General features: G+C 68.1%; 20 protein-coding genes. 2 read left to right on the top strand and 18 right to left on the bottom strand.

Translation table 11 applies throughout. The annotated features are described in order from the left end of the window. Window position 1 precedes the first annotated feature (1 nt). The 16 genes from eccE to ACXDF8_RS01055 form a co-directional block, all read right to left on the bottom strand. On the bottom strand, window positions 2-1,537 hold the full coding sequence (gene eccE / locus ACXDF8_RS00980; protein ID WP_457221377.1) for a type VII secretion protein EccE: 1,536 nt from the start codon (window positions 1,535-1,537) through the stop codon (window positions 2-4). Next, window positions 1,534-3,183 carry a type VII secretion-associated serine protease mycosin gene (gene mycP / locus ACXDF8_RS00985; RefSeq protein ID WP_457221378.1) on the bottom strand — a complete coding sequence of 550 codons (1,650 nt, stop codon included), beginning with the start codon at window positions 3,181-3,183 and terminating at the stop codon, window positions 1,534-1,536. Before mycP ends, eccE begins: the two co-directional genes overlap by 4 nt. Window positions 3,184-3,189: 6 nt before the next feature. Continuing rightward, window positions 3,190-4,671, bottom strand: coding sequence for a type VII secretion integral membrane protein EccD (gene eccD, locus ACXDF8_RS00990; RefSeq protein WP_457221379.1), 1,482 nt, complete (start codon window positions 4,669-4,671; stop codon window positions 3,190-3,192). Continuing rightward, window positions 4,671-5,699: a MinD/ParA family ATP-binding protein gene (locus ACXDF8_RS00995; protein ID WP_457221380.1), complete on the bottom strand. Its 1,029-nt coding sequence runs from the start codon at window positions 5,697-5,699 to the stop codon at window positions 4,671-4,673. Before ACXDF8_RS00995 ends, eccD begins: the two co-directional genes overlap by 1 nt. Then, the gene (locus tag ACXDF8_RS01000) at window positions 5,700-6,533 is read right to left on the bottom strand and encodes an ESX secretion-associated protein EspG (protein ID WP_457221381.1); all 834 of its coding nucleotides are present in this window, start codon (window positions 6,531-6,533) and stop codon (window positions 5,700-5,702) included. Window positions 6,534-6,599: 66 nt separating this feature from the next. After that, window positions 6,600-6,887, bottom strand: a complete 288-nt coding sequence (locus tag ACXDF8_RS01005; RefSeq protein ID WP_457221382.1) for a WXG100 family type VII secretion target — start codon at window positions 6,885-6,887, stop codon at window positions 6,600-6,602. Window positions 6,888-6,919: 32 nt separating this feature from the next. Next, on the bottom strand, window positions 6,920-7,225 hold the full coding sequence (locus tag ACXDF8_RS01010; RefSeq protein ID WP_047332761.1) for a WXG100 family type VII secretion target: 306 nt from the start codon (window positions 7,223-7,225) through the stop codon (window positions 6,920-6,922). A gap of 138 nt (window positions 7,226-7,363) precedes the next feature. Next, window positions 7,364-8,602 carry a PPE domain-containing protein gene (locus ACXDF8_RS01015; RefSeq protein ID WP_457221383.1) on the bottom strand — a complete coding sequence of 413 codons (1,239 nt, stop codon included), beginning with the start codon at window positions 8,600-8,602 and terminating at the stop codon, window positions 7,364-7,366. Between the two features lie 9 nt (window positions 8,603-8,611). Then, window positions 8,612-8,914: a PE domain-containing protein gene (locus ACXDF8_RS01020; protein WP_457221384.1), complete on the bottom strand. Its 303-nt coding sequence runs from the start codon at window positions 8,912-8,914 to the stop codon at window positions 8,612-8,614. A 117-nt stretch (window positions 8,915-9,031) separates the two neighbouring features. Continuing rightward, window positions 9,032-13,111 (bottom strand): type VII secretion protein EccCa, encoded by a 4,080-nt coding sequence (gene eccCa, locus ACXDF8_RS01025; protein WP_457221385.1) that lies wholly within the window; start codon window positions 13,109-13,111, stop codon window positions 9,032-9,034. A 2-nt stretch (window positions 13,112-13,113) separates the two neighbouring features. After that, entirely contained in the window at window positions 13,114-14,610 is a 1,497-nt protein-coding gene (eccB, locus tag ACXDF8_RS01030; protein ID WP_457221386.1) for a type VII secretion protein EccB, read from the bottom strand. A 58-nt stretch (window positions 14,611-14,668) separates the two neighbouring features. Beyond that, window positions 14,669-14,986, bottom strand: coding sequence for a DUF2710 family protein (locus ACXDF8_RS01035; RefSeq protein WP_457221387.1), 318 nt, complete (start codon window positions 14,984-14,986; stop codon window positions 14,669-14,671). A gap of 104 nt (window positions 14,987-15,090) precedes the next feature. After that, the gene (locus ACXDF8_RS01040) at window positions 15,091-16,314 is read right to left on the bottom strand and encodes a DUF5631 domain-containing protein (protein WP_457221388.1); all 1,224 of its coding nucleotides are present in this window, start codon (window positions 16,312-16,314) and stop codon (window positions 15,091-15,093) included. Window positions 16,315-16,379: 65 nt separating this feature from the next. Next, window positions 16,380-16,769 (bottom strand): hypothetical protein, encoded by a 390-nt coding sequence (locus ACXDF8_RS01045; protein ID WP_457221389.1) that lies wholly within the window; start codon window positions 16,767-16,769, stop codon window positions 16,380-16,382. Window positions 16,770-16,897: 128 nt separating this feature from the next. Further along, window positions 16,898-18,019, bottom strand: a complete 1,122-nt coding sequence (locus tag ACXDF8_RS01050) for an FAD-dependent oxidoreductase (RefSeq protein WP_457221390.1) — start codon at window positions 18,017-18,019, stop codon at window positions 16,898-16,900. Beyond that, a complete protein-coding gene (locus ACXDF8_RS01055; RefSeq protein ID WP_457221391.1) occupies window positions 18,016-18,912 on the bottom strand; it encodes a DUF1295 domain-containing protein in 897 nt (298 codons plus the stop codon). The genes ACXDF8_RS01050 and ACXDF8_RS01055 overlap by 4 nt, the downstream gene beginning before the upstream one ends. Window positions 18,913-19,110: 198 nt before the next feature. Here ACXDF8_RS01055 and ACXDF8_RS01060 point away from each other — a divergent pair, with 198 nt between their 5' ends. Both ACXDF8_RS01060 and ACXDF8_RS01065 read left to right on the top strand, forming a co-directional pair. Beyond that, window positions 19,111-20,307 carry an acyl-CoA dehydrogenase family protein gene (locus ACXDF8_RS01060; RefSeq protein WP_457221392.1) on the top strand — a complete coding sequence of 399 codons (1,197 nt, stop codon included), beginning with the start codon at window positions 19,111-19,113 and terminating at the stop codon, window positions 20,305-20,307. Next, complete coding sequence (locus ACXDF8_RS01065; protein ID WP_457221393.1) at window positions 20,300-21,469, top strand: acyl-CoA dehydrogenase family protein; 1,170 nt, start codon at window positions 20,300-20,302, stop codon at window positions 21,467-21,469. The genes ACXDF8_RS01060 and ACXDF8_RS01065 overlap by 8 nt, the downstream gene beginning before the upstream one ends. 17 nt (window positions 21,470-21,486) lie before the next feature. Here ACXDF8_RS01065 and ACXDF8_RS01070 read toward each other — a convergent pair whose 3' ends face one another. Beyond that, entirely contained in the window at window positions 21,487-21,762 is a 276-nt protein-coding gene (locus ACXDF8_RS01070) for a hypothetical protein (RefSeq protein WP_457221394.1), read from the bottom strand. Between the two features lie 154 nt (window positions 21,763-21,916). Beyond that, entirely contained in the window at window positions 21,917-22,933 is a 1,017-nt protein-coding gene (locus tag ACXDF8_RS01075; protein WP_457221395.1) for a patatin-like phospholipase family protein, read from the bottom strand. Window positions 22,934-23,142 lie beyond the last annotated feature (209 nt).

The following is a 23,142-nucleotide window of genomic DNA, read 5'->3' on the forward strand; positions in this document are numbered from 1 at the left end:
CTCAGTCCGCCAGTTCCAGCTCCGCTGACCTGAGGCTGGTCGGTTCGGTTGACACATAACGATTCTCCGCGCGGAACAGTTCGACCTCCACCATATAGACCCGGCCCGCGGCGTTCACCTCGACGGTGGCCGGACCGATTTGAGTGATCACGACATCAGCGGTCCCGCTCTGCAGCTCCCCCGGGCGGCTCACCGAGATGACAGTGTTCGGACGGGGTGCCGGTGCCACAGTTCCGTCCACCACGCTCACCGTGGTTCCCGACGCCGGCCGGGGCTGGTCACTGACCGCGATGTGCGGCATCCGCACACTGTCCCAGCGGTGCAGGTCGCGAGTGTGCACGGTGATCCGGTCACCGGCACCCGCGGTGCGCACCACGATGCGCTTGGCGATGGCGTCCTCGGCGGCGATGTGGATGCGACTGAACTCGCCGGGGTCACCCAACGGCAGCAGCAACCGGTCGCCGGCGTTGACCTTGCCCAGCAGCACGCCGGACGCGCCGATCGGCACTATCAGCGACGCCGGCAGCCGGCCGCGGCGCAGACCGTGCAGCTCGGGTCGCGGGCCGCACAGGTTCGCGGCCACCGCGCCGGCCTGCTCACCGGGCAGCGTTTTGAGCATCACACTCGGTGGCGCCGTGGGTGGCTGGGCGCTACGCACCGTGATGGTCGCGGTAGCGGTGTCGTCGGGGTACAGGGTGATGTTCTGGATGATCCCGTCAGCGCGCAGCGACCACGCCTGGGCCAGCACCTCGGTGTCGATGTCGCGGGGCTGGTAGGCGTAGGTGGTCAGCCACCCGGCATCGCTTCGGGCGGTGCGCCAGCGCTGATTGTGCGACTCGAGCGCGGTTCTGCCCAGCCGGCGCTCGAGTTCCACCATGTCGGTAGCGGTCGCCACCTTCGCCCGAATTCCCTTGCAACGCAGGCTGGCCGCGATGCGCTGGGCGGCAGCCAGAGTCGCGGTGCCCACCGTGGACCGCCACCGTAGCGCGTCGGCGTTCTGCAGCGCACGCAGCCTGATCACCAGCCAGGTCTCGCGCTGGCCGGCATACGGCGGGGTGCCGATCAGGGTGTCGTACACCCGGGGATAGTCGCCGGAGCTGCGGCGGCGCGACCCCGCCGTCACCACCGACAGCGACTCGATGGTGAGCCCCAAGCTCTGGTGCAGGGCCGGCAACAGATCGCTGACCTCGAGGGTGTTAGCCGACTCGGTCGACGTCGAACCGGTGAAAACCGTTGGCGTGTGAGCCTTTCCGAGTAGCTGAACCGCGACGATCGCGACACCGTCCTGGTAGCGCACCCCGCCGCCGGAGCGGTCGTTGGCCACGGTCACCGGTTCGCTGAGCGGGATCGGGCGGTTGCGCCGCAGATACAGGCCCGCCCACGACCACAGCGGCTGGCGCCGCCAGGGGATGGCGAACAGCAGCAGCCCCAGCACCAGCCCGATCCCGGCACCGACATATCCACCGACGATCCACCCGATCAGCCCGAGTACCAGGCCGGCCACGATCACCGCCAGCCGCACCCCGTGCCGCGTCATCGGGCCCGCCTGGCGCGAGCGATGACGCTGGCCACCAGGACAGCGCCGACCACGATCCCGGCAAAAGCCAACGCCACATTGCGCGCCCGGTGATCGGGTGCGGCGGGTGGTGCCGGGGGCGCCAGCACCCGGGTGAGCGAGCCTGGCGCGACTCGGTCACCGGGCGGCACGTTGAACGTCAATGCCGCGACCGGATCGACTACTCCGTAACCCACCTGGTTGTCGACGCCGCGGGGCGGATTGTGGGCGGTCTGCAGGATCCGATGAATCACCTGGTTGGCGGTCAGATCGGGGTACTTGGCCCGCACCAGCGCGGCGACGCCGGACACGTAGGCCGCCGAGAAGCTGGTCCCCCAGAACGGCATGTTCTTGTCCCCCGGTCGCACCGGCGGGTAGGCGTTGACCGGTCCGCCGGTCTGCGGCGACAGGCCCATGACGCCCACTCCGGGTGCTGCGGCGGCGACCCACGGCCCGGCCAAGCTCTTGTCGATCGGTGCCCCGGTGTTGTCCACCGCACCGACCGAGAGCACGTAGTCGGAGAACCAGGACGGCGACGACACCGTCTTGACCTGATGCCAGTCCCGCGGATCGTCGGTGTCCAAGGGGTCGAAGGACGGATTCTGCGCGCAGCCGTCTTCGCCCTCATTGCCCGCGGCGGCCACGATGACGGCGTCCTTGACCGTCGCCGCGTACCAAACCGCAGCCCCCAGGGCGCTCTGATCCAGGGGGTCGGCCGCTGACACGCACGACGTCACGCTGACGTTGATCACCTTCGCGCCCATGTTGGCGGCATGCACGATCGCACTCGCCAGGGTGGCGACCGTCCCGGCCTTACGGCGGGCCTCGTTGTCGCCGGGGCCCGGGTTCACCGGCTCGTAGGCGCGCGACGACTGCCGGATGGAAATGACGACGGCATTGGGCGCCACTCCCGCCACCCCGTCCGGCGCACCGGGCGGCGGCGGGGGGACCTCGGGGTCGTCCGGGCCGCCGGGATCGGGATCCCCCGGCGCGTTGGACGGTTGGTCGGCCGGCGGGGGCGGGGGCGGGGGCGGGGGCGCCTGCTTGGTCTCGGTGACCGTCACCGGGGCCGGCGGCGGAGGCGGTGCGGCCGGCGGTGGCGGCGAACCAGGCGGGGGCGGCGCGGCTGTGACCGGAGGCGGTCCAGCCGGTGGCGGAAAGGCCGGATTCGGCGGCATCGGCGCAGGTGGCGGCCCGCCATGCGGTGCCGCTGCGATCAGCGACGCGACGATCGTGCCGTGGGCGTCACAGTCCATCAGCCCGTCGCCGCCCATGATGTAATCGCCACCGGGAACCACCGGCAAGCGCGGGTTGGGGTTGACCCCGGTGTCGATCACCGCCACCGGCACACCGTTACCCGTGGAGTACTGCCAGGCCTTGGCGATGTTGAGCATCGCCAGATTCGGCGCCGGCAGAGCCACATTCGGGTCGGCGACGGTGATGGTGCGCGCACAGACGTTGCTCTGGCGCATGGGCTGATCGGGCCGCGGCGGCCCGTCGGGAGGAACCATGGTGGGGTCCACCGAGGGTGGCGGGATCGCCTGCGCTGAAGGCACATTGGCAACGATTGCGGTCAACAGGATCACCATCGCCGTCGCGGCGAACCGTCGGGTGTGATCACCGGCCATGGCACGTCACCGCATTCTCACCCAGGTGAACAGTCCACCGATCCATGCTGCCAGCGGAAAGGCAGCGACGATCGCGGCCAGCTCCAGCCATTCGGCGAGCATGCGCACCAGTGGCGTGAAGCGGGTGACGGGTACCAGCAGCGCGGCGGCCAGGCCCGCGCCGGCGAAAGCCGCCAGCGCCAGCGCACCCCACAGCAGTGCAACACCCGAATCTGCGGGTGCGGCAAGCACATAGCGGATCACCCCGATGCACAGCGCCGCGGCGGCGCCGCAGACCAGGGCCACCGCCTGACGCCTGTCGGCGAATGCCCGGCCACGGCTGATGAAGATCAGGACGAAAAGCCCGGCGAGGACCGCAGCGGCGATGCTCTTGGCCCGGCCCGGCATCAGGGTCGCCCACACCGCAGCCGGCAGGGCGATCGCCACGGCCACGCAGATGCCGGTCAGCACGCTGTTGGCCCGCTTGGCCGCCGCGGAGATCAAGGCTCCCGACGGTGTGGTGTCCGGGTTGGGCTCGTCCTCGGCGTCCTCGTCGACCGGTGTGACGGTGTCGACGGGCAGCCCGTCGCTGCGCCGGAACAGGTCGCGGCCGGTGATGGAGCCAAAATGCGGCGGTCGGATTCGCGCCGACCACAACGCGAAGGTCGGGGCCAGCGTGAGCAGCAACAGAAGACCGATCAGGGTGCACATGCCCAGCCACTGCGCGGGCACCGGCTGCCACATCCGAACCACCGCGAGCAGCCCGCCGATAGCGCACAAGGTCACGACCACCGATGCCACCGTGAGGTAGCGCTGCGTCATCGCCACTACGCCGACCGAGAGGACAGCGATGGCCAGGCCGGCGATGAACAGGTGCGCCGCACCCACCTCGCCCGGCGCGGCAGCGGCGAATCCCACTGCCAGCAGCGGGGTGGCGAGCCACGCGAAGCCACCGAGCAGGTCCTTGCGCTGAGGCCACCACCGCCAGATCGAACCCGCGCCGACGCCGAGCAGGATGCCAACCGCTCCCGTCACACACGCCGGGATCAGCGAGTCGGTGTGCAACCGGGTGTGGATGCCCAGGCCCAGGATCGCCGCAACGATCATCGCCAGCACGCCCATCGCGGTGTGTGCGGCGGTCTCGGCAGTCACCGGGGCGAACAGTCGCTTGCCGACCCGCGCCAGCCCGGTCGACAGCGACTCGTACTGGGGCTCGAAGGATTCGCCCTCCTGCGCCGGCACCAGCACCAGGGTGGACCCATCCTCGACGCCCAGCTCGTCGAGCGTCTTCGTGACGTCCAGGCGGGTGCCGTTGGCCCGGTTCAATTCGTATGCGATGCCGGGGTCGAGGCCGGCGGCGCCGCGCCGCTTGAGTTCCTCGTTGAGTAGTTCGACGACGTTGTCGACGAAGACCTCGACAGGTACGGAAGCCGGATAGACCTGGGAGACAAGATGTTCGCCACAGATGACCGCGACCGCGCAGCGAGCCGGGAATGCGACCTTGGCCATCACCGCGGCCTGTCAGCGTCCGGAATGTACTTGTCGGCCAGCGCCGCAGTGATCTCGAACAACCGCAGCCGGGTCTTCTTCTGCAGTTCGTGCTGGGTGTCAATGATGCCGCCCTTGGCCAGATGCGGGTCGTAGGGCATGAATTCGACGGTGGCACCGGACTGGCTGAACCGCTCCGTGAGGTACGCGCGGGCGTCGGCGTCGTAGTTGTTGCGGCTGTCGTTGAGGATGACCAGGCTGCGCGACACCAACTCGTGGTAGCCCAGGGACCGCAGCAGATCGATCGAGCGGGTCACCGGCAGCGAGGTATCGGCCGTCAGACCCGAGACGAACACCAGGGTGTCGCAGGCATCGAAGACCGCCTTCATGACCGGGTGTTCCAGGTCGTCGGCGGTGTCCACCAGGATGACGTTGTGGGTGCGTCGCAGTCGTGAGAGCACACCGCTGAACATCGCCGGCACCAGCGGCCGGGGTTGATCGGACACGCGATTGCCGGCCAGGACGTCGAGCCCGATCTGGTTCTGCCCCAGGTGTTCGCGGATGTCCGCGTAGCCCTGCACGTCGGTGTCGTTGAGCACCGCCGAGTAGTCGCCGGGCGGCGCCTCGTCGATACGACCCGCGAGCGTGCCGAATCCGGGCGCGGCGTCGATCGCGACGACGTTCTCCGGACGGCACTCGCGGAAGACCGCGCCGATGCTCGCCGTCATCGTGGTCTTGCCGACGCCGCCCTTGCCGGAGACGAACGCGATCACGTACTGCTTGCGGATGTGCCGGCGGATACGCTCGCGCAGTTCGCGGTAGTGCCGCTCGGCGGGGGATTCACCGAGGTTGATGGTCTTGAACGAGATGTTGTAGATGAACTTGCGCCAACCCGAGCCGGGCGGAATCTTGCGCGGCGCCACCATGTCCGAGATCCGCAACGTCCCGGAGACGGAGTCCTGCTGCGCTCGGTGCGAGCCGTGCAGTTCCCGGCCGATGGGATCGCGGGGGTCGGCGGAACGGCCCGGCTCATTCCAGGGATTCGTCACCTAGACAACCTTTCTGTGCGAAAACCACTCGTCTTCAGCTGGAAGTCGGCGGACCATCTTCAATACGGCGGAGGAGATGTTGGCGGACGACCCCGGACTGATGATCATCCAGGATTGTCCGCCGCGGCTTACGTGTTCGGAGACCAATCGTCCCTGCGGGGTGTCGATGATGGTCACCGCGCCCTGCTCGATGTGCGAGCGGGCGGGGCCACCACCGATACCGGACTGGATGGCCACCACCGATGCCTGCGCGGACTGGTCGGTGTCCGCGGCCAGAGTCAGCATGGTCACCTGGTCGGCGTCAAGCCCCCGGTCCATCAGGAAGGAACGCAGACTGGCTCGGTCATGAACTGCCCCAAGCAGTTCGGGGACGTCGAGGGTCACCGGCCGCAACGACGCCGGCTTCATATCCCCACACAACCGGACGATCTGGGAGTTGACCAGCATGCCCGCCGATTCTTCGGAGGATGCCGTGCCGACACCGGACAGCCGCACCAGGATTCCAGTGCGTTCCAGGGCAACCCACCACTGGGCGAACCGCGCGAGCAGCACCCGCTCCGGTTCCACTTCGTGTGCCGGGGTCTGGGCGTAGACCAGCAGCGCCACGTCACGACGGGACAGCACAGTCAGCCACTCCAACACCGCCTCGTCGACGCCACCGGCCGGGGTGATGACACCCGCTTCGCGCAGCTCGTCGGCTACGGGATGGGACAGCGCCATCTGTTCGGTCTCCACACTGGGCAGATGTGGGCGCAGGCCCAATTCCGGTGCCAGCACTTCAATCCCGGACAGCACCTGCAGAACCCACAGGCCGTCCACCGTCGTCGTCAACATAGTTTCCCCAAGACAGACAGCAGGGGCGCACCGACCGTGCGCCCCTACCGGCTCCGAAGCTTCCGGTTAGAAGAGGTTGCCCATCATGAGGTCGGTCTGATGCGCGCTGTCGTTCACGCTGCTGATGGTCGAACCGTGCTGGTTCATGGTCTCGACAAGGCCCCGAAGACCCTGGAGCATCTGCATCTGAGCCTCGTGGAACGAGCCGGCTGCAGCGCCCTGGAAGAAGTCGGCGATGGCATTGGTGCGCTGCAGAATGTCGTCGTGAATCTCCATCAGCTGCGCCGAGCGGGAGCCTACGTCGGAGGCGAAGTCGGCGACGCCGCCATGGTTGTAGGTGATGTTGTCCGACATGGGTGAAGTCCTTCCGTGGGGTGGTCTGAGGATCAGGCGTTGGCGGCGAAGCTGGTGAGGCTGTGGGCGGCGTCGGCCTCGTGCTGTTCCATCATCGAAGCCGCCTGACTCAGGCCGTGCGCGAGGCGCGTGCCGCCGGTGATCGTCTGCTGCAGGTCGTGATTGATCTGGGCGGCGGTGTTGACCGACGCCAGCTGGGCCTGTCCACCCCAGACCGCGGAGCCGAGGCCTTCGTGGCTACTGAGGTAGCCGTTGGCGATGGCGGTCGCGTGCTCGAGCGCGGACTCGATGGCTTGCTGCGTGCTGCGCAGCACCTCCGGAGTGACGACGAGTGTCATGTAATTCTCCCTTTGCTTTCGTTTTGCTGACTATCCGTCCCCTGCCGGGGATGTCCAGACGAGTATCGGGTGCGGCAGCCGGGCTGTCACTTCACCCTCTGGCAAACCTTGGCAGGCCCACCCCCTCGATCCATGTCATTAGCTGAACCGGGGGTCCCGGCGGGGACCTTGTTCCACGACGATGCGGGCATGCGTCACGTCGTCTTTGCTGTTCTCGCCCTTGCCCTGGCCGAGCATGCCGGCATGCGCCGGCGACATGGGCATCGCGCTGCCACCCATGGCCGGAGCCGCGGAGCCACGAACCTCTGCGACACTGAGTAGGCCCGTCTTCAGCGAGGCCGGACGACCGGCGTTCTCCGGAGCAAAACTGCTTGTCGGACGGGTGTAGCTAGTCAGCCCGGCGCCGGGTACACCACCACCACCGCCGCCACCGGCACCACCGCCGCCACCGCCGATGGCCGCACCGGTCGGTGCGCCAGCCTTCACCAGGTCGGCGGCAGGCATCGCCGCATCGCTGGCCTTCATGCCGTTGAACATCCCGCCGAGCGAGCCCATCATCGACTGCGGCAGGCTGGTGAGCCCCTGGAAGGCCTGCATGGGAGCTTGGAACATGCCCATCAGGGGCTGCATGGCGCCCATCGCCGCCTGCATGGGCTGCATCATCATCGAACTCATCTGACCCATTTCACCGGCCGCTGTGGCGGGCGCGGCGGCAGTCTGGCCGGCCATCTGCGTCGCCTGGCCGGAGCCCTCGGTGGCGGCATTCATGCCGGTGGTGCCCGCGGCCTGGGCGACTGCGGCGGCCGCTGCCGCGGGCGCCGCCGGCGACGCGCCCAGCGGAGCGATCGGCGGCGGCACCGCGAGTGCGGCAACCAGGGCGGCCAGCGCTGCGCCGTAGGTCGCGCCGGCACCGGCATTGTGCGGCCAGTGCTCACCGAAATACTCGGTATCCAGCGCAACGATCGCGGGAGTCAGTGCTCCCAGCACAGCTGGGTTGATCGCCACATCAGAGGCCTGTTCGGTGCGGTTGGCGATGGACACCTCGGCCGGGATCATCGTCGAGACCGCGGTCTCGTAGGCCGACACCGCGCTGGCCGCGATCGGGGGCTTCTCCTGTACCCAGCCGGCGAGCAGCTGCAGTGCGGTGTTCAGTCCGGTTACCGCAGTCGTCGAACTCAGACCGCCAACGCCCTCGAAGTTCAGCGCGGTAACCGCGGTGTTGAGCTGGGACAGCGAGAAGGCGACCTCGTTACTGCCCATCAACGCCTGCCAGGCCGCCCCGTTGGCCATCGTCGTTGCCGTGCCCGCCGCCCCCGGCCCGATGAGCCGGAGGTAGTTGGTTTCAGGCGACGAGCACGGCCATGCGGGATCTGGCATCGATGGGCCTCAGATAATCCCAAGCAGGCCGTTATTGATGACGTCAGTGGCGGTGTAGGTGGCCGCCGCCAGATCCTGGGAGCCGGCAAACATGCCGCGGTTGGCCAGGTGCTCGGTCGCGGTGCCGATATAGGAGGCGCCAGCGGCGTTGAGCGCCGCAGCGAACTCGGCCGAGTCCAGGTCGGCACCCATCGGCATAACACTCACCAGCGCCGCAGAGGCCGCCGAAGTCGCAGCGGCCATCTCGGCGCTGATTCCGTTCTCGGTTGCTGCCGACGTCGACACCGATGCGGCGTTGACATTCAGAACCATGTTGCTCTCCCTCCGGTGATGACAAGTCCGACCTGCAATATTGCCATATTGTAGAGTGTGCTGGCGACCTAAGTCGACTTATGTGGCAAACCTCGCAGCTAAGTGGCGGAGCATCGCTCAATCCGGCGTTCCCACAAGTACACCTTCCGTCACACCGTCGGTCGTCACCAGCAACCCACGTCCCGGTGGCAGTTGCTGAGCGCTGGTGCGACCGAAGACCTTCACCGTCTGCGGGTCGTTGTCCATGAACAACGTCGGTGCCCGCGAGCCGGTCAGCTTCTGCAGGAACGGGCTCATCGCCGATACGCCAGCCCAGTTGCCCGGCAACCGAGTGGCGATCACGTGTAGGCCGATCTCCCGACTGCGCTCGATGAGGGGCCACAACGGCGCGGTAGCCGCCGGCTTGCCGATCGCACCGCTGGGCCGCAATTCCTGCTCATCGTCAATGAGCACGAAGTGGTGTGGACCGGTCCACGTCGAGCGGGTCAGCAGCTCCTCCTGGCTCAGACCCGATGGTGGCAGCCGGTCGCGCATCATCTCGGCTAGTTCAGCGAGCACTTGGTCGATGTCGTCAGGGGTGTAGGCGTAGGCGCGCACATGCGGGCCGCGGATCTTGCCGATCAGCGACGTCTTCGGGTCGATGATGGTGATCTGCGCCTGCTCCGGGGTCAACCGCGCGGCGATCGCTTGCCCGAACGCGGCCAGTGCGCTGGTCTTGCCGCACCCCTGACGGCCGACGACCAGCAGATTCGGCACCTGCCGACTCGGCAGCGCCACGGCCTGCAGCGCGCTCTCTCCCATCGCGAACGGGATCTCTAGGCCCTCGAGGGTTTCCGGCGTTGCCGGATACGCCGCCACGATCTCGCGTAGGGCGATCCGCTCGGGCAGCCGGGCCAGGGTTTCGACCCGTCCGGCTCCGGTCTGGGCGGCAATCATCGGGCCGACCTGGCGGGTGGCGACCCGCTCGCCGTCCGGGCCGATGATCTCGGGCACGCCGACCAACATCTCCTGGCCCATCCGGGTGACCCCGAAACCCGGCCGGTCCAAGGTGTTTCGCGCGGCCCGACGATGCTCCATGCCGGTGCCCATCTGGGTTTCGTCCGGATTGCTCAGCCGCAGCTGGATGCGCGCGTTCGAGACGCTCAGCAGCGCCTGCTTCTGGCCGACAAGCCAGCCGCTGGAGCTGGTGATCACGTGCACGCCGTACGACAGGCCCTGGCGGGCGATCGCGATGGCCCGATCACCCATGCCGCTGTCTTTGTCATAGAGGTCGCCGAAGTTGTCGATGACCAGGAAGACGTCGCCGAACTTGTCGTCGGGGTCGGTGCCGCCGCCACCCGCGGCGCCGAAGCGTCGTTCCCGGAACTCGGAGATGTCGATCTGGAAGCGCTTGAACGAGGCCTCCCGTGCCCGGATGAGCCCCTCGATGGTGGCGAGCGTGCGGGACACGCCTTCGCTGTCGGTGAGGCTGACGACACCGGCGACGTGCGGTAGCTCCTCGACCGGGTACAGCGAGGCACCCAGACAAAAGAACGCGACCCGTTCCGGGCGGTACATCAGCGCCGCCGACGTCATCAATGTCATCAACGTCGTCGATTTCCCGCGCTGCGCGGTGGCGACCACCATGATGTTGTCCATCTCGGCGTCGACGACATGCACCCGCTGCGCGTGTTCTTCCGGGAAGTCCTCGATGCCCACCGGGAACACCAAGCCCGGGTTCTGGCCGTAATCCACCCACCAAGGCTTGCCACGCCAGCGCTGAACCAGCGCGTCTGCGGTCTCACTGACCTCCAGCGGCGGCAGCCAGATCTGGTGCGGCGCGCGGGCGGGATGCGAGATCAACGACTCGCGGATCACGTCGAGCAGCTTCTTCTTCTTGAAACCGTCTGCGTGGTAGAGGAATTCGTCGGGTTCCTCGGGCGCGTCGGCGGTGGCTAGCGCTGCACTATCCTCGGCGGTGAGCGGTTGGTACTCCCAGGTCAGCGGGCGCGGCTGGGTGAAGCTGACGTCCACCGTGGTGTCGGTGCTGATCACCTTCTTCGGCACGACGAAGGGCGCCGAGACGTAGAAGCAGCGGAACTGTTCCAATTCACGCGGGCCGACCTTCAGCAGCGCATAACCGGCTTCCTTGGAGGGCAGGTGCAGCGCGGCATCACTGCCGATCACATCGCGGGAGTCCTCGGCAGTCTCTGCCCGCAGCGCGACCCGGAAGGCGATGTTGCTCTTGGCCTTGCTGAGCGAGGACAGGTCCAGTCGCTGGCCGCCGAGGGTGAAGAAGACGTTACAGCCGCGTCCTTCCTGACCGATGTGGATGACCAGGTCGATCCACTCCGGGTGGTGGTGGAACAGCTCGAGGTATTCGTCGATGATGACCAGCAGGATCGGGACGGGTTCCAGATCGCGGCCGGCAAGTCGCATCTCTTCGTACTCGTTGGCGTCACGGGCGCCGGCTTCCTTGAAAAGCCGGTATCGGCGGGCTATTTCGCCGTCCACCGCCTTGCGCATCCGTTCGGCAAGGTGCCGGTCGTCCTTGCCCAGGTTGGACAGCGAGCCCGCGACGTGCGGCAGACCCTCGAGGTCCTGGGCGGCCGACTCGAACTTCATGTCGACGAAGATCACGATGAAGGTCTCCGGCGAGTGCGTCAGCGCGATCCCGTTGCACAGCGACAGGAAATACTCCGACTTGCCCGAACCCGACGTGCCGATCACGACGGAATGGAAACCGAAGCCGCCGAAGTCCTTGGCTCGTAGCACGACGTACTGCAGCTCGCCGCCGGGCTTCACCCCGACCGGCACCACCGCCCACTTCGGGTCGCCGCGGCCGCGGCTCTCTGCCCACAGCCGGTCGACGTCGAGTTGGCGCGGATCGTTGATGCCCAACGCACGCAACAACTCTGCACCCTGACTGTCCGTCTCGGACAGTTCGCCGGCGGTCATCGGTGACCAGCGCGCCAGGGCCCGGGCGTAGCGGTCGGCGGTGCTGGAGGCAAGCATATCGGCCACGGCGTAGAACGCCGCCCGGTGGCGCAGCCGGCCTTCGCGCAGGTCGAAGCGCTCCTCGTCGTCGCTGAAGCCGACTCCGACGCCGGGGCGGGTTGCCAAGCGCAACACCGTGATTCCCGCCATGCCCTTCTGGCCGGTGATGCCCTCCCACTGCTCCGGCGTGCCGACATTGTCGTCGACGATCACCCAGTGCGGGCCCAGAGCCCCGCTGGAGGCGGCCTCCATCGGCGACAGCATGGTCGTCGGGCTTGATCCGCTCGGCGGCGCCCACGGCCCGCGGCCCTTGCGGTGCAGCTCGGAGTCCAGCGCATCCTCCAGCTCGGTCGGCGAGGTGAAGACCAGCCGGCGCAGGCCGCAGGCGTCGAACATCTCATCGTGTTGGTTGTGCGGCAACCACACCAGCCACGACCACAGTTCCGGATGCCGGGTGACGACCATGAGCTTGACGTCGTTGGGGCTGTGATACACCGCGAGCTCGCACAGCACCGCTCGGATGAACGAGTGCAGGTCGGCGGGCTCCTCGCCGACGAAGCTGAATCCCGGCCGCGAACGCAGGCTGAGGACCTTGCCGATGCCGCGGATCTTGCTCTGCTCGAGGATGAAGTCGCGCAGCGCCCGCCCGGTCACCGGTTCGAGTTCCTCGCCCACGGGCACCTCGGGCCATTGCAGCGACACCGCGGAATCCGCGGCGGACTGCACACCGATCCCGAGTCGCACGTCGAGGAAGTCGGCATCGGTGGGTCGTCGTTCCCACATCCGCGGGCCACCGATCACGGTGTCCAACTCCTGGGGGTCGCCGTGCACGAACAGCTGGCTGCGGCGCTGATCCTGGGCGGCTCGCTGCACCTCGTCGCGGTCGTCGTCGAGCTGGCGCAGATACATCCGGCGCTGCTTTTCCTGCTCGCCCCAACTGATCCGGCGACCACGGCCGAACCGACCGCTGAACATCAGTGCACCGAATCCCACCAACCCCATCATCGGAAAGAAGCCGGACTGCAACGAACGGACGCCGGAGGTGTACATCACCACGAGCGTGCCGATGATCCCGACCAGCAGCGCCGGTAGGGCGATCATCAGCAGGATGTTGCGCGGCTCCCGTTCTGGCAGGGCCAGCGGCGGTGCTACCGCCACCCGCACGGGCGGCACGCTGGGGGCTGGCTTGCGCGCGCCACGAACGAATCCCCTTTTCGACACCGCTAGCCTCCCGCGTTCTGTTGATTGGACGCCGCCACCGGCGCCACCGCACCGGCCGGATCGATGGTGTCGCGGGCCAGCAGCGCCGTCGCCCGATTGATTGCCGGGCCGGCGGCGAACGTGCGCAGGATCGGCCACGGCGCCTGGACGGCGCGGCGCGGATCCAGCCCGAGCGCTTGCAGCGTGCTCTGATCCCACTCGACGCCGTACCGAACACCCTGCGGCGACACCCAATACAGGCTCTCCTTGGTGTCCGAACTGGTCGCCGCGCTGGTGGAGGCGACGAAGTTCGCCGCTCCCGGCAGCATCAGGGTCTGGCTGGCCTCCACCGAATCGGCATCGCGGCTGTCGCGAACCAGCGCCACGATGTGGGAGTCCATGCTCTCCGGCGTCGGAAGCCCGCGCCCGCTGAAGAACGTCACGGTGGCTTGACGGTCGGTCGTCTGCTTCTGCCAACCCACGCAGGTCACCGGATTGGCGTCGGTGTCGATGAAGTCGAGCTTGCCGGTCGGATAGAAGCCGACGTTGAGCTCGGAGACTTCCGGGATGTCGACGAGCCGGTCGGGCGAGATCAGCTGCGGCGTCGTGGTGCCCTGGCTGTCGGCGGTACGCAGCAGGTCGGCGACGAAGCCGGTGATCTTCTGGACCCCGTCGGACAACAGCACGTAGAAGCCGCTGACGTCCCCGTTGGCGTCCTTGGTCTCCAGCACCCGACCGACCACCGAGTCCGGCAACAGCCGCGACGGGGTGCCTGCGTCCGGAATCACCGGTACGACAAGGGGTTCGGTCGCCGGCATCGCATCGAAAAGGGCGTTGGAGATCTGGATGGGACGGGTATTGCCGGGGTCAAGGCCGAGGTTGAACGTCACCGACCGGTCGGCGGGATCGATCTGGGTGCGCTGACCGTTCCAGATCAGGTAGGTGCCGTCGCCGTGGCTGGCCAGGACGGCCTGGGTGTCGCGCATGGCCTGGGCGCGACCGCCGGAGAAAAGCTGGCCGGCGATGGCGGTGACAACCGGCGGCTGACCACTGCCGCGGGCCGGGGCCGTATCACAGACCGACCATGCCGACACCGGGTTGGCCGCGACCGTCAGATCATCGGGCACACCGGGGATCCCGATCATCGGACCGGTCGGGTACTTCGCGATCTCGGCGGCGTTGACCCAGGTCGGCGGGGTCGCCGAGCCGGTGGCCAACCGCGCCGAGGTCAGGTTGAGCGCGGGGTAGAGCCGGCCGTTGATCTTCGCGTAGAGCGCACCAGTGTCCCGGTTGCCGACGATGTTGGACTGTCCGACCAGGCCGGCGGGCTTCATGAAGTGCAGCAGCGCCATCCAGCCGCAGCCGATCAGCACGAAGACCAAGGACAGCGCGACGGCCGCCTGTTGTTTGCGGTCGTCGTGCTTCATCCGGACGGAGAATCGCGTGATGGCTGCCCGCAGTCGGCGGTTGTAGAACAGGTGACCGGAATTCTGGTCGCGGTTGGACAAGTTCAACGGCACGGGCGGAGTCCTCCTGCCAGCAACTCGGTGACGGCGGGCGCAGAGGCGTCGGAGCGGCTCATCTCAAGTCGCCCCCGTAGCGCGCCTGGTTGTCGATTTCGGCTTCTTCCCGCAGTGCGGCGAACGCCAGATTCAGCCGGTCGGTTAGCTCGCGGTGGTTGTAGTCGGTCACCACCGCGGGGTGCAGGGTGAGGTCGACGAGTTTGCCGTCCGAGTTCGCCACCGCGTGAATGTCGCCCAGGTCGACGCTGTAGGTGATGGTCTCAGCCTGCGCGACAAGCGCCTCCCAGCGATCGGCAGCCTCGCTCAGCTCACGCAGGACCGCATCGACCAGATCTTTGTCGCTAAGCTCGTGATCACTGCTGGACCCAGCCATTCGATCAGTATGTCGAGTGCTACTACCTGCGTCAATTCACCTCTGCGCAGATGAGCGGCGGCGCGGCCGAAAAATGTCCCAGCAACCTCCGCCTGCCTCATGCGTCACGTCACCGCACCCCAGTGTCCACCCGTGGGCGCGTTCAGCGTCTCGAACCAGGCGAAGTGGTAATTCGCGAAAAGCTCGTCGCCGAGCGCGATCGCCTCGGTCGCGGCAAGCAGTAGACAGTTGCTCAAAGTGGCCGCGTCGATGTCGGGGTACTGGGCCATGAGCTGGTAGCGGGCGGTATCGCAGTGCACCCGTAGGACATCGACCTCGGCGTCGACCACGCCGGTGCGGGCCGCACCGGCCTTGGCCAGGGTGTGAACCAGGCGCGGCAAACCGTCTCGCCAGTGAGTGGCCTCCACCAACTTCCAGCCGAGATCCTCGACCGGCGGCAGCGCGCGAGCTTTCGGTGAGGTCGCAGCGTGCACAGATCGGATCGAGAACGGATCGCCCGGGTTGTAGACGGCGGTCCGCGCGACGTCGCCCAGAAGGTGGGCGACCCGCCCGGTGCGACGCGCGGGTGCCAGGAGCTCGACGTCGGCGGGCAGACTCACGCCGGGCGGGATCCAGCCGTGTGCGAGGTCGGTCACCACGAGCAGCGTCCCGTCGGCTCGCTCACCGACCGCCCAGCGCAGTCCCGGTTCCTGGCGGGCCACGAATTCCAGCAGCGACTCGAGGCGGTGATCATCGACCGCCGGTTCGGGCCCGGGTTCGGACTCGGGTGCCACGACCGCGACCGGCTCCGCCACCATCGGCTCCCGCTCGACCGGTTCCAGAACCACCGGCTCCACGACAACGGGCTCCACGATCTGGGGGCCGGTGTCCTCGTCGTCGACGACGATGGCGATCACCTGAGTGTCCTCGATGACCGGCCGTCGCGGCGCCACCTCGGGCGCTGCGGCCAAGCTCGGCGGTCCGGCGTCAAAACCGATTGCACCACTGCGTAATTGGCGAACCGTTGACTCGACCCGCAGCACCGCGAAGGCTCGCGCGACGTTGATGATCCGGGCCTCCTCGGCCCGCCGGGCCGGTTCGGGGTACCCCGAGTGCCGCAACGCGCGCAACCGCTCATTGGCCGAATCCGCGATGCGTTGCAGATCGTTCTTCAGGTGCTCGGCGACGAGCGCGGTCGACGGGGTGACCGTCTCCAGTTCAGCGGGCCACAGGCCGCCGATGACCCACGGTGTGCAGTCGGCGGGGGCGTCGAACGTCGGCGCCGAGAGGGCTTGTTGCGTCGCCCTCTTCAGGCGCCGGCGCGCCGTGTTCCGACCGAAGACCGCCACGGCGAAAGCCTACCGTCGATTGCCGTCCTGTCAGTTCGGGCGAGGACGGCCGCGAACAGCGACGTTCAGCAGGGAACGACGTCACCGGTCGGGGCGAAGCACAGACAAGGATCCGCTCCCGGGGTGTAGTAGGGCTGACCGTCAGGGGTGTAGCAGGGCACCTCACCGATGTACGCGGGGTACAGCGGATATCCGTCGGGAATGGCGTAGACCACCGGGTTCACCCCGACCGGGCCGACCACACCGCCCACACCGACAGGGCCCACCGGACCCGCAACCGGGCCGAGGCCACCAACGCCCACCGGCCCGGCGGGACCGATGACCGGACCACCCGGGCCACCCGGGCCGCAACCACCACGGCAGTCAGCCTGCGCCGCCGGCGCAGCGCCGAGCGATCCCAGCGGACCTATGGCCAAGGCAGCAGCCGCCAGCAACGCCATCGCAAACTTATTCACGGTTCCCCTCCGTTCGTCCCAATCCGAAAAGGTACCGGGCAAGTGCGGTTCATGCAGGCTATTAGCGAACACCCCGAAAAGTGCCGGGGCCCAGGCGAACTCTTGGCAAAGAGTTGTGTGGCCAGCGGCTAGGTCAGCGGCTGGTTGCGCCGCACGCCCTTGTAGATACCCCGACGGACAATCCACGGCATCAGCACCCGATCGATCGACCACGACGGGAACCGGTAGGCGGTGCCGTTGGGCGCGAACACCTCCAGTCCGTCGGGTTGGATGCCCAGGACCGAGCCCCACCGCCGCCGGGGCGGCCGGTAGGTCTTGAGTGGACGGCCGGCGAGCGCCGCACGGATGTTGTGGGCAAGCAGCCCGTCGGCGCGGGCGCGGGCCGAGGCGCGCAGTGGGTCGGTGGCGGCGACGTCGCCGATCGCGAACACCCGGTGGTGCCCGCAGAGCTGCAGTTCTGGTGTCACCCGTACGAAACCGTTGTCGTCGAGCAGTTCTGGCGGCAGCCAGTCGGTGTTGGGCCGCACCCGACCGATTGCCCACAGCACGGCGTCGGCCGAGGCCGGTGGCTGCCCGGTGGTCCAGCTGACCGATCCGGCGGTGATCTCCTCACCGCTGAATCCCACCGGCAACTCGGCGCGATACCCGGAATGAAGCCGCACCCCGCGCTCGATCATCTTGTACCGCACCCGATCCCAGGTCCGCGGATGGTGGTCGGTCAGGGCCCGCTCGCCCGGGAAGTACAGGTCCACCTGCTTACCCGGCCACACGGCGGCGATGTTGGCGGCCGCACTGACCGCGGCCGCCCCACCGCCGACGACGATGACCGATGCCGCGTCCGCAAGCCGGTTGTGGGTGTCGGTCAGGTCGGCGGCGATCTCGTCGGGGCTCTGCAGTGTGGGCCGACGCCAGAAACCGTTGCTGACGCCGGTGGAGATGACCAGCACGTCGTAGGTCTCGGTCAGCGGTGTGCCGTCGGCCGCGGCGGCGAACACCGAGTGATTCTCCAGGTCCAGTCCGGTGAGAGTGGCCTGCACGGTGCGGACGCGGTCCAGCGCACGGAACTTGTCGAACGCGATCCAGTTGTCGCGCGCCCAATCCCGGGGCCTGGCCAGCCGCAGCCCCAGTTCCTGACCACTGACCAGCGCGGGTTTCACCGAGATGCCGACGACATCGGCGTGCCGGGCCAGCCGGATCGCGGTCAGCACTCCGCTGTCGCCGAGGCCGGCGATGACGACTTTGGGTTTCACACGCTGGCCTTCCGGGGCGGACGGGGAATCAGGATCGGAACTCGGTCGATGACGTCCTGGTACTGCGGGCGGCGTTGCAGGCTGCGCTCCTCCATCATCGGGATGCTGGCGCCCAGGAACATCGCGATCATCGCCGAGACCCCGACGAACAACCACCACGCGTCATGCGGTGAGGCAGCAACCCCGAACAGCGCCAAAGCGAACCAGAAGATGATCTCACCGAGGTAGTTCGGGTGCCGCGACCAGGCCCAAACCCCCTGTTCCATCACCGCACCGGGTTGTTTGGTCCGCACGAACCGGTGCATCTGGGTGTCGGCGACCAATTCGAGGGTCACCGCCGCAATGCCGACGGCGAAGGCGACCCAGGCCAGCCACGGCAGCCCCGGCCCGGTCGCCGTCACCGCCACATACACCGGCAGCATCCCGAGGAACACCTGCAGAGTGGGAACCAGGTGGATACCGACCAGGTCGGCGAGGAACTCCCACCTGCCGGCCGCGGCGCGCAGGCGCGGATAGCGCCAATCCTCGTGGTGCAGACCAGGAAAGCCGTACACCCAGTTGCCGGTCAAGCGCACCGCCCAGTAGCCGACGACGATCGCGATCAGCCAGCAGCGCAGCGAGTCCAGACCCACCGGTCCGGCCGCCCACCAATAGACCAACAGCAAGGGCGGGATGACGCTCCAGTAGGCGTCGTAGAAGCTGGAGTTGCGGTAGGCGCGGCTGAAGATGAAGACCACCAAGGTCGCCAGGACATCGGCGGTAAGGGCGTCTAACCACAGCAGCCCGGTGGCCGACGGGCCCCACAGCAGCCAGCCGGCGCCGGCCGCGACGGCGAGGAGGTAGGCGGCGGTGACGATCAACAACGACCGGGTCTTGATCCGGTTGACCGTCACTCAGCCTCCTGACCGAACGGGGCGCAGGCGGCGTGCGCGCATTGCCACCGCGGCCGAACTGTAACACGTTCTAGTTCGATGCCATCACGGCCGCCTGATCAGGCCTTTGATCCCGAGCTCCGACGCTCCGCCGCCGGCGTTCGGGAGAACTTGACACCTGCCAACAACTGTCTTGTCGCCGTTCCCTATCGTGTCGTCATGAGCAACGTTGCTGATGCCGACCGGGTCGCTGACCTGGCTCAGCGGATCGTGATCGACCACGATCCGAAAACCGTCCCGATCCAGGAGTACCTCGGCGCTTGCTACGACGCCGGCCTGTCCTGGGTGCACTTTCCCGAAGGCCTCGGCGGACTGGGCGTCTCGCGCGGGCTGCAGGCCGTCGCCGACCGAATCCTGCAGGGCGCCGGCGGGCCGGTGCCGCTGGGCCTCAACCCGATGGGCTACGGCATGGCGGCGCCGACGGTGCGCGAGCACGCCCAGAGTGAGGAACTCAAGAGAGAACTACTGCGGCCGCTGGCGACCACCGAGCACATCTGGTGCCAGCTGTTCTCCGAGCCCGGCGCCGGTTCGGACCTAGCCGGCCTGGCGACGTCGGCCACCCCCGACGGTGACGAGTGGGTTATCAACGGCCAGAAGGTATGGACCAGCCTGGCCCACCGCGCCCGTTGGGGGCTGCTGCTGGCGCGCACGAACCCTGACGTGGCCAAGCACAAGGGTCTGACCTACTTCGTCCTCGACATGCACGCGCCCGGCGTGGAGACCCGCCCGCTGCGACAAATGACCGGACAGGCGGAGTTCAACGAGGTCTACATCACCGACGCCCGCATCCCGGACACCCATCGGCTCGGGGCCGTCGGAGACGGCTGGCGGGTGGCGATGACCACGCTGATGAACGAGCGCAGCGCCCTGGGTGCCAGCGGCAGCCGGCGGGGCGGCGGGACCATCAAGGACGCGGTGGCGCTGTGGGCGTCACGACCGGACCTGCAGACCCCGGTGCTACGTGACCGGCTCTCGGTGCTGTGGCTGCGGTCGGAGGCTCAGCGCCTGACCTCGGAGCGGTCCAGGGCGTCGGCCACCGCCGGCGGGCCGGGACCGGAGGCCTCGATCGGAAAGCTGGTCGGCGCCGAGCTGAACCAGCACATCTACCAGTGGTGCATGGATCTGCTTGGGCCCGAAGGGATCCTGTACGACGGTTACGAGCTGCGCGACGGGGCGGGTGACAGCGGCGACTGGCGCGGCCCGATCCAGCAGCGCTTCCTGCGCAGCCGCGCCAACACCATCGAGGGCGGCACCTCCGAGGTGATGCGCAATATCCTCGGCGAGCGTGTGCTCGGCCTGCCCGGTGACCTGCGTGCCGATGCCGGCATGCCGTGGAAGGAGGTTCCCCGTGGCTGAGCAGCCCGTAACCAGCGGCGAGTTCCGATTCACCGAGGAGCAGCAGCAGCTGCGCGCGGCGGTCAGAAAGTTCTGTGCCGACAATTTCGGTGAGCAGACGGTGCGACGCCTGATGGAATCCGACGTGCCGTTCGACGCCACGGTGTGGAACCGGCTGGGCTCCGAGCTGGGCGTGCTGGGTCTGTCGGTGCCGGAGGCCGACGGCGGCGTCGGCGGTTCCCTGGTGGACCAGGCCGTCGCGGTGGAGGAATTCGGTGCCACCCTGACCTGCGGTCCGCTGTTCGGCACCGTCTACCTGGCCATCCCGGCGCTGGTGGCCTGCCAGGGTTCACCCGTGCGGGACACACTGCTCGCCGAATTGGTGGAGGGCACCAAGACCGCGGCGGTCGCGGCGGGCGACGTGGCCGGTGCATTCGACCCCGATGCGGTCACCGTCAGCGCGAACGGCGACACCGTGACAGGCACCGTCGAGCGGGTGGTCGACGGTGGAGCTGCCAACGAGATCCTCGTGGCGGCAAGGACTTCCGATGGCGTCGGACTCTACGCGGTGGACGCTTCCAGCGCCCAGCGCACTGACCTGGTGACCCTGGACCTGACCCGGCCGCAAACCACGATCACGTTCGCGGGCGCTCCTGCCCGGCTAGTGGCCGGGCCGCAGGACGCCGAACGAGTGATCACCCATGCGCTGCAGGTGGGTTCGGCGTTGCTCGCCGTCGAACAGGTCGGTGCCGCACAGCATTTGCTCGACCTGGCGGTCGACTACGCCAAGTCCCGGTTGCAGTTCGGCCGCCAGATCGGCTCGTTCCAGGCGATCAAACACAAGCTGGCCGACATGCTGGTCGACCTCGAGCACGCCCGCTCGGCGGCCTACCACGCGGTGTGGGCACTGTCCGACGGCTCCGATGACCCGGCGCTGGCCGCCAGCATTGCCCAGGCGATCGCCTCGGCGGCGTTCAGCAGGATCGCGGCGGACACCATCCAGGTGCTCGGCGGCATCGGTTTCACCTGGGAGCACCAGGCGCATCTGTACTTCAAGCGTGCCGCCACCGACGCCGCGCTGCTGGGCAATGCCGAGCAGCACCGGTCGCGGGTCGCCGAGTTCGTCCTCGACAGTGCGACGGCTGACGGCGGCGCCTGGGTTTCCGACGGACGGCCCGCCTGAGAACCTGGCCCGGCTCGTCAGCCGCGATGGCGGTTCCACTGGTGGTGATGATGGATCGAAGTGCCCGGCTGGGGCTGGTTGTGCTGCTGGGGGAATGCCGGGTGCGGCGTCGGTGCGTTCATGTTGGTGCCGGCACTGATCCGACTGGAGTCGGCATTCACCGCCGCGGTGTCGGCGTAGCTGTCCGTCGCGGTTCCCAGTGCAACCAGGGCGGGACCGGCAGCCAGGATGGCGCCGGCTGCGATCCGCTTGAACCAGATGGTGGACCTGGTGGCGGTCGTCGAGATGGTCATGTCGTGCCTTTGTTCGTGCTTTCGCCGGTTTGCCGGCGGTGAGACAACGATCTCGCACCATCGAAGAGATATCTGTCCGCTGAGCGGGCCTTTACCGGGTGGAAGCCGGTGTCCCCCGATCGGGGGACACCGGCTCAGCGCGCGGCGACCGAAGTCACGGTCGGCGGAAGCGTCTGAGGTAGGCAGCCTCGTCCCACGTCGACAGGAACGCGCCGGCGGCCGCATGTCCCGCGGCGTAGAGCGCGTCGATCTGGCGCTGACTGACGTCGAAGTCCAGCACGCCAGCTTCGGTGGCGTCGACGCGGATGGTCCGGGCGTTCACCCACGGCTCGTTGAGGTAGGCCTGGTCGCGGCCGACCAGGATGGTGGTGATGACGTCCTCGAGCAGGCTCGGTCCGCCGAACAGCCGCAGCGGCGCGAGTGCCGGAATGACCTTGTCGTTGTTCTCCGGCAGGTCGGGCAGCAGGGTCACACCGAACGTCACCCATCGGGGCCGGCGGCCGTCGGTCCGGTCCAACGAGTCGATCGGATAGTTCGACAACAGCCCGCCGTCGACGAGGGTCGAGGTCCTGCCGGCCGCGCTGGTAAGGGTGACCGGCCGGAAGAAGAACGGGATGGACATCGAGGCGCGCACCGCGTCGGCGACCAGCTGCTCGTCGGGATCGAGCCCGTAAACCCTGCGGTAATCCCAGGGCAACCGGACCAGCTGGCCGGTGGTGACGTCGGAGGCGGTCACCACCAGTCGATAGCGGCGTTCCTCAGGCAGTTCGTCGTCGTCGAGCCGGAGATCACCGAACGTGCGCACCCCGAGGCGGGCCAGCTGTTCGGTGACGAACGCGTGGACATAGTCACCCCGGTAGATGCCGGTGCCCTGCAGGATTGCCCAGGACGGACCCAGCAGCGGGACCCGTTCGAGCGGGCCGGGGTCGAGGAACTTGCGGTAGTCGATGCCAAGGGTGAGGTCCCGGAGGTCGTGGGGGGGGGTGAGCTGGTCATCGGTGGCGGCTGCCGCGACGATCGCACCGACGATCGACCCCGCCGATGAGCCCGCTACCCGGTATGCACGGAAGCCGGCCTCCATCAGCTTCACGACAGCCCCGGCCAGGCTGATGCCCTTGACTCCGCCGCCGGCCAGGACGAGGTTGACGGGCCTGGTGTCGGGTGTGGGCATGGCGTCTCTCCCTGCTCCCCGTCCCGGCCACCATGCTAGGTCGGGGCCGAACTCGGTGCGGGCTGTGCGCCGGAACACACTCTGGGGGCACGGATTCGGCCACTACGCATCAATTCCTGCCAACCCCCGATCATCTGCTGCCACCGGAACTAAACCGGGGCCACCGTGACGTTAGAACCATCAGCGGCACGGAAATCCGCTCCGGCCGC

Source organism: Mycolicibacterium sp. CBM1 (assembly GCF_054073305.1).

What these genes read in the sequence shown, in the direction of transcription:
- eccE (WP_457221377.1), bottom strand. Translation starts at nt 1,537, where the DNA reads ATGACGCGGCACGGGGTGCGGCTGGCGGTGATCGTGGCCGGCCTGGTA.
- mycP (WP_457221378.1), bottom strand. Translation starts at nt 3,183, where the DNA reads ATGGCCGGTGATCACACCCGACGGTTCGCCGCGACGGCGATGGTGATC.
- eccD (WP_457221379.1), bottom strand. Translation starts at nt 4,671, where the DNA reads ATGGCCAAGGTCGCATTCCCGGCTCGCTGCGCGGTCGCGGTCATCTGT.
- ACXDF8_RS01000 (WP_457221381.1), bottom strand. Translation starts at nt 6,533, where the DNA reads ATGTTGACGACGACGGTGGACGGCCTGTGGGTTCTGCAGGTGCTGTCC.
- ACXDF8_RS01005 (WP_457221382.1), bottom strand. Translation starts at nt 6,887, where the DNA reads ATGTCGGACAACATCACCTACAACCATGGCGGCGTCGCCGACTTCGCC.
- ACXDF8_RS01010 (WP_047332761.1), bottom strand. Translation starts at nt 7,225, where the DNA reads ATGACACTCGTCGTCACTCCGGAGGTGCTGCGCAGCACGCAGCAAGCC.
- ACXDF8_RS01015 (WP_457221383.1), bottom strand. Translation starts at nt 8,602, where the DNA reads ATGCCAGATCCCGCATGGCCGTGCTCGTCGCCTGAAACCAACTACCTC.
- ACXDF8_RS01020 (WP_457221384.1), bottom strand. Translation starts at nt 8,914, where the DNA reads ATGGTTCTGAATGTCAACGCCGCATCGGTGTCGACGTCGGCAGCAACC.
- ACXDF8_RS01035 (WP_457221387.1), bottom strand. Translation starts at nt 14,986, where the DNA reads ATGGCTGGGTCCAGCAGTGATCACGAGCTTAGCGACAAAGATCTGGTC.
- ACXDF8_RS01060 (WP_457221392.1), top strand. Translation starts at nt 19,111, where the DNA reads ATGAGCAACGTTGCTGATGCCGACCGGGTCGCTGACCTGGCTCAGCGG.
- ACXDF8_RS01070 (WP_457221394.1), bottom strand. Translation starts at nt 21,762, where the DNA reads ATGACCATCTCGACGACCGCCACCAGGTCCACCATCTGGTTCAAGCGG.
- ACXDF8_RS01075 (WP_457221395.1), bottom strand. Translation starts at nt 22,933, where the DNA reads ATGCCCACACCCGACACCAGGCCCGTCAACCTCGTCCTGGCCGGCGGC.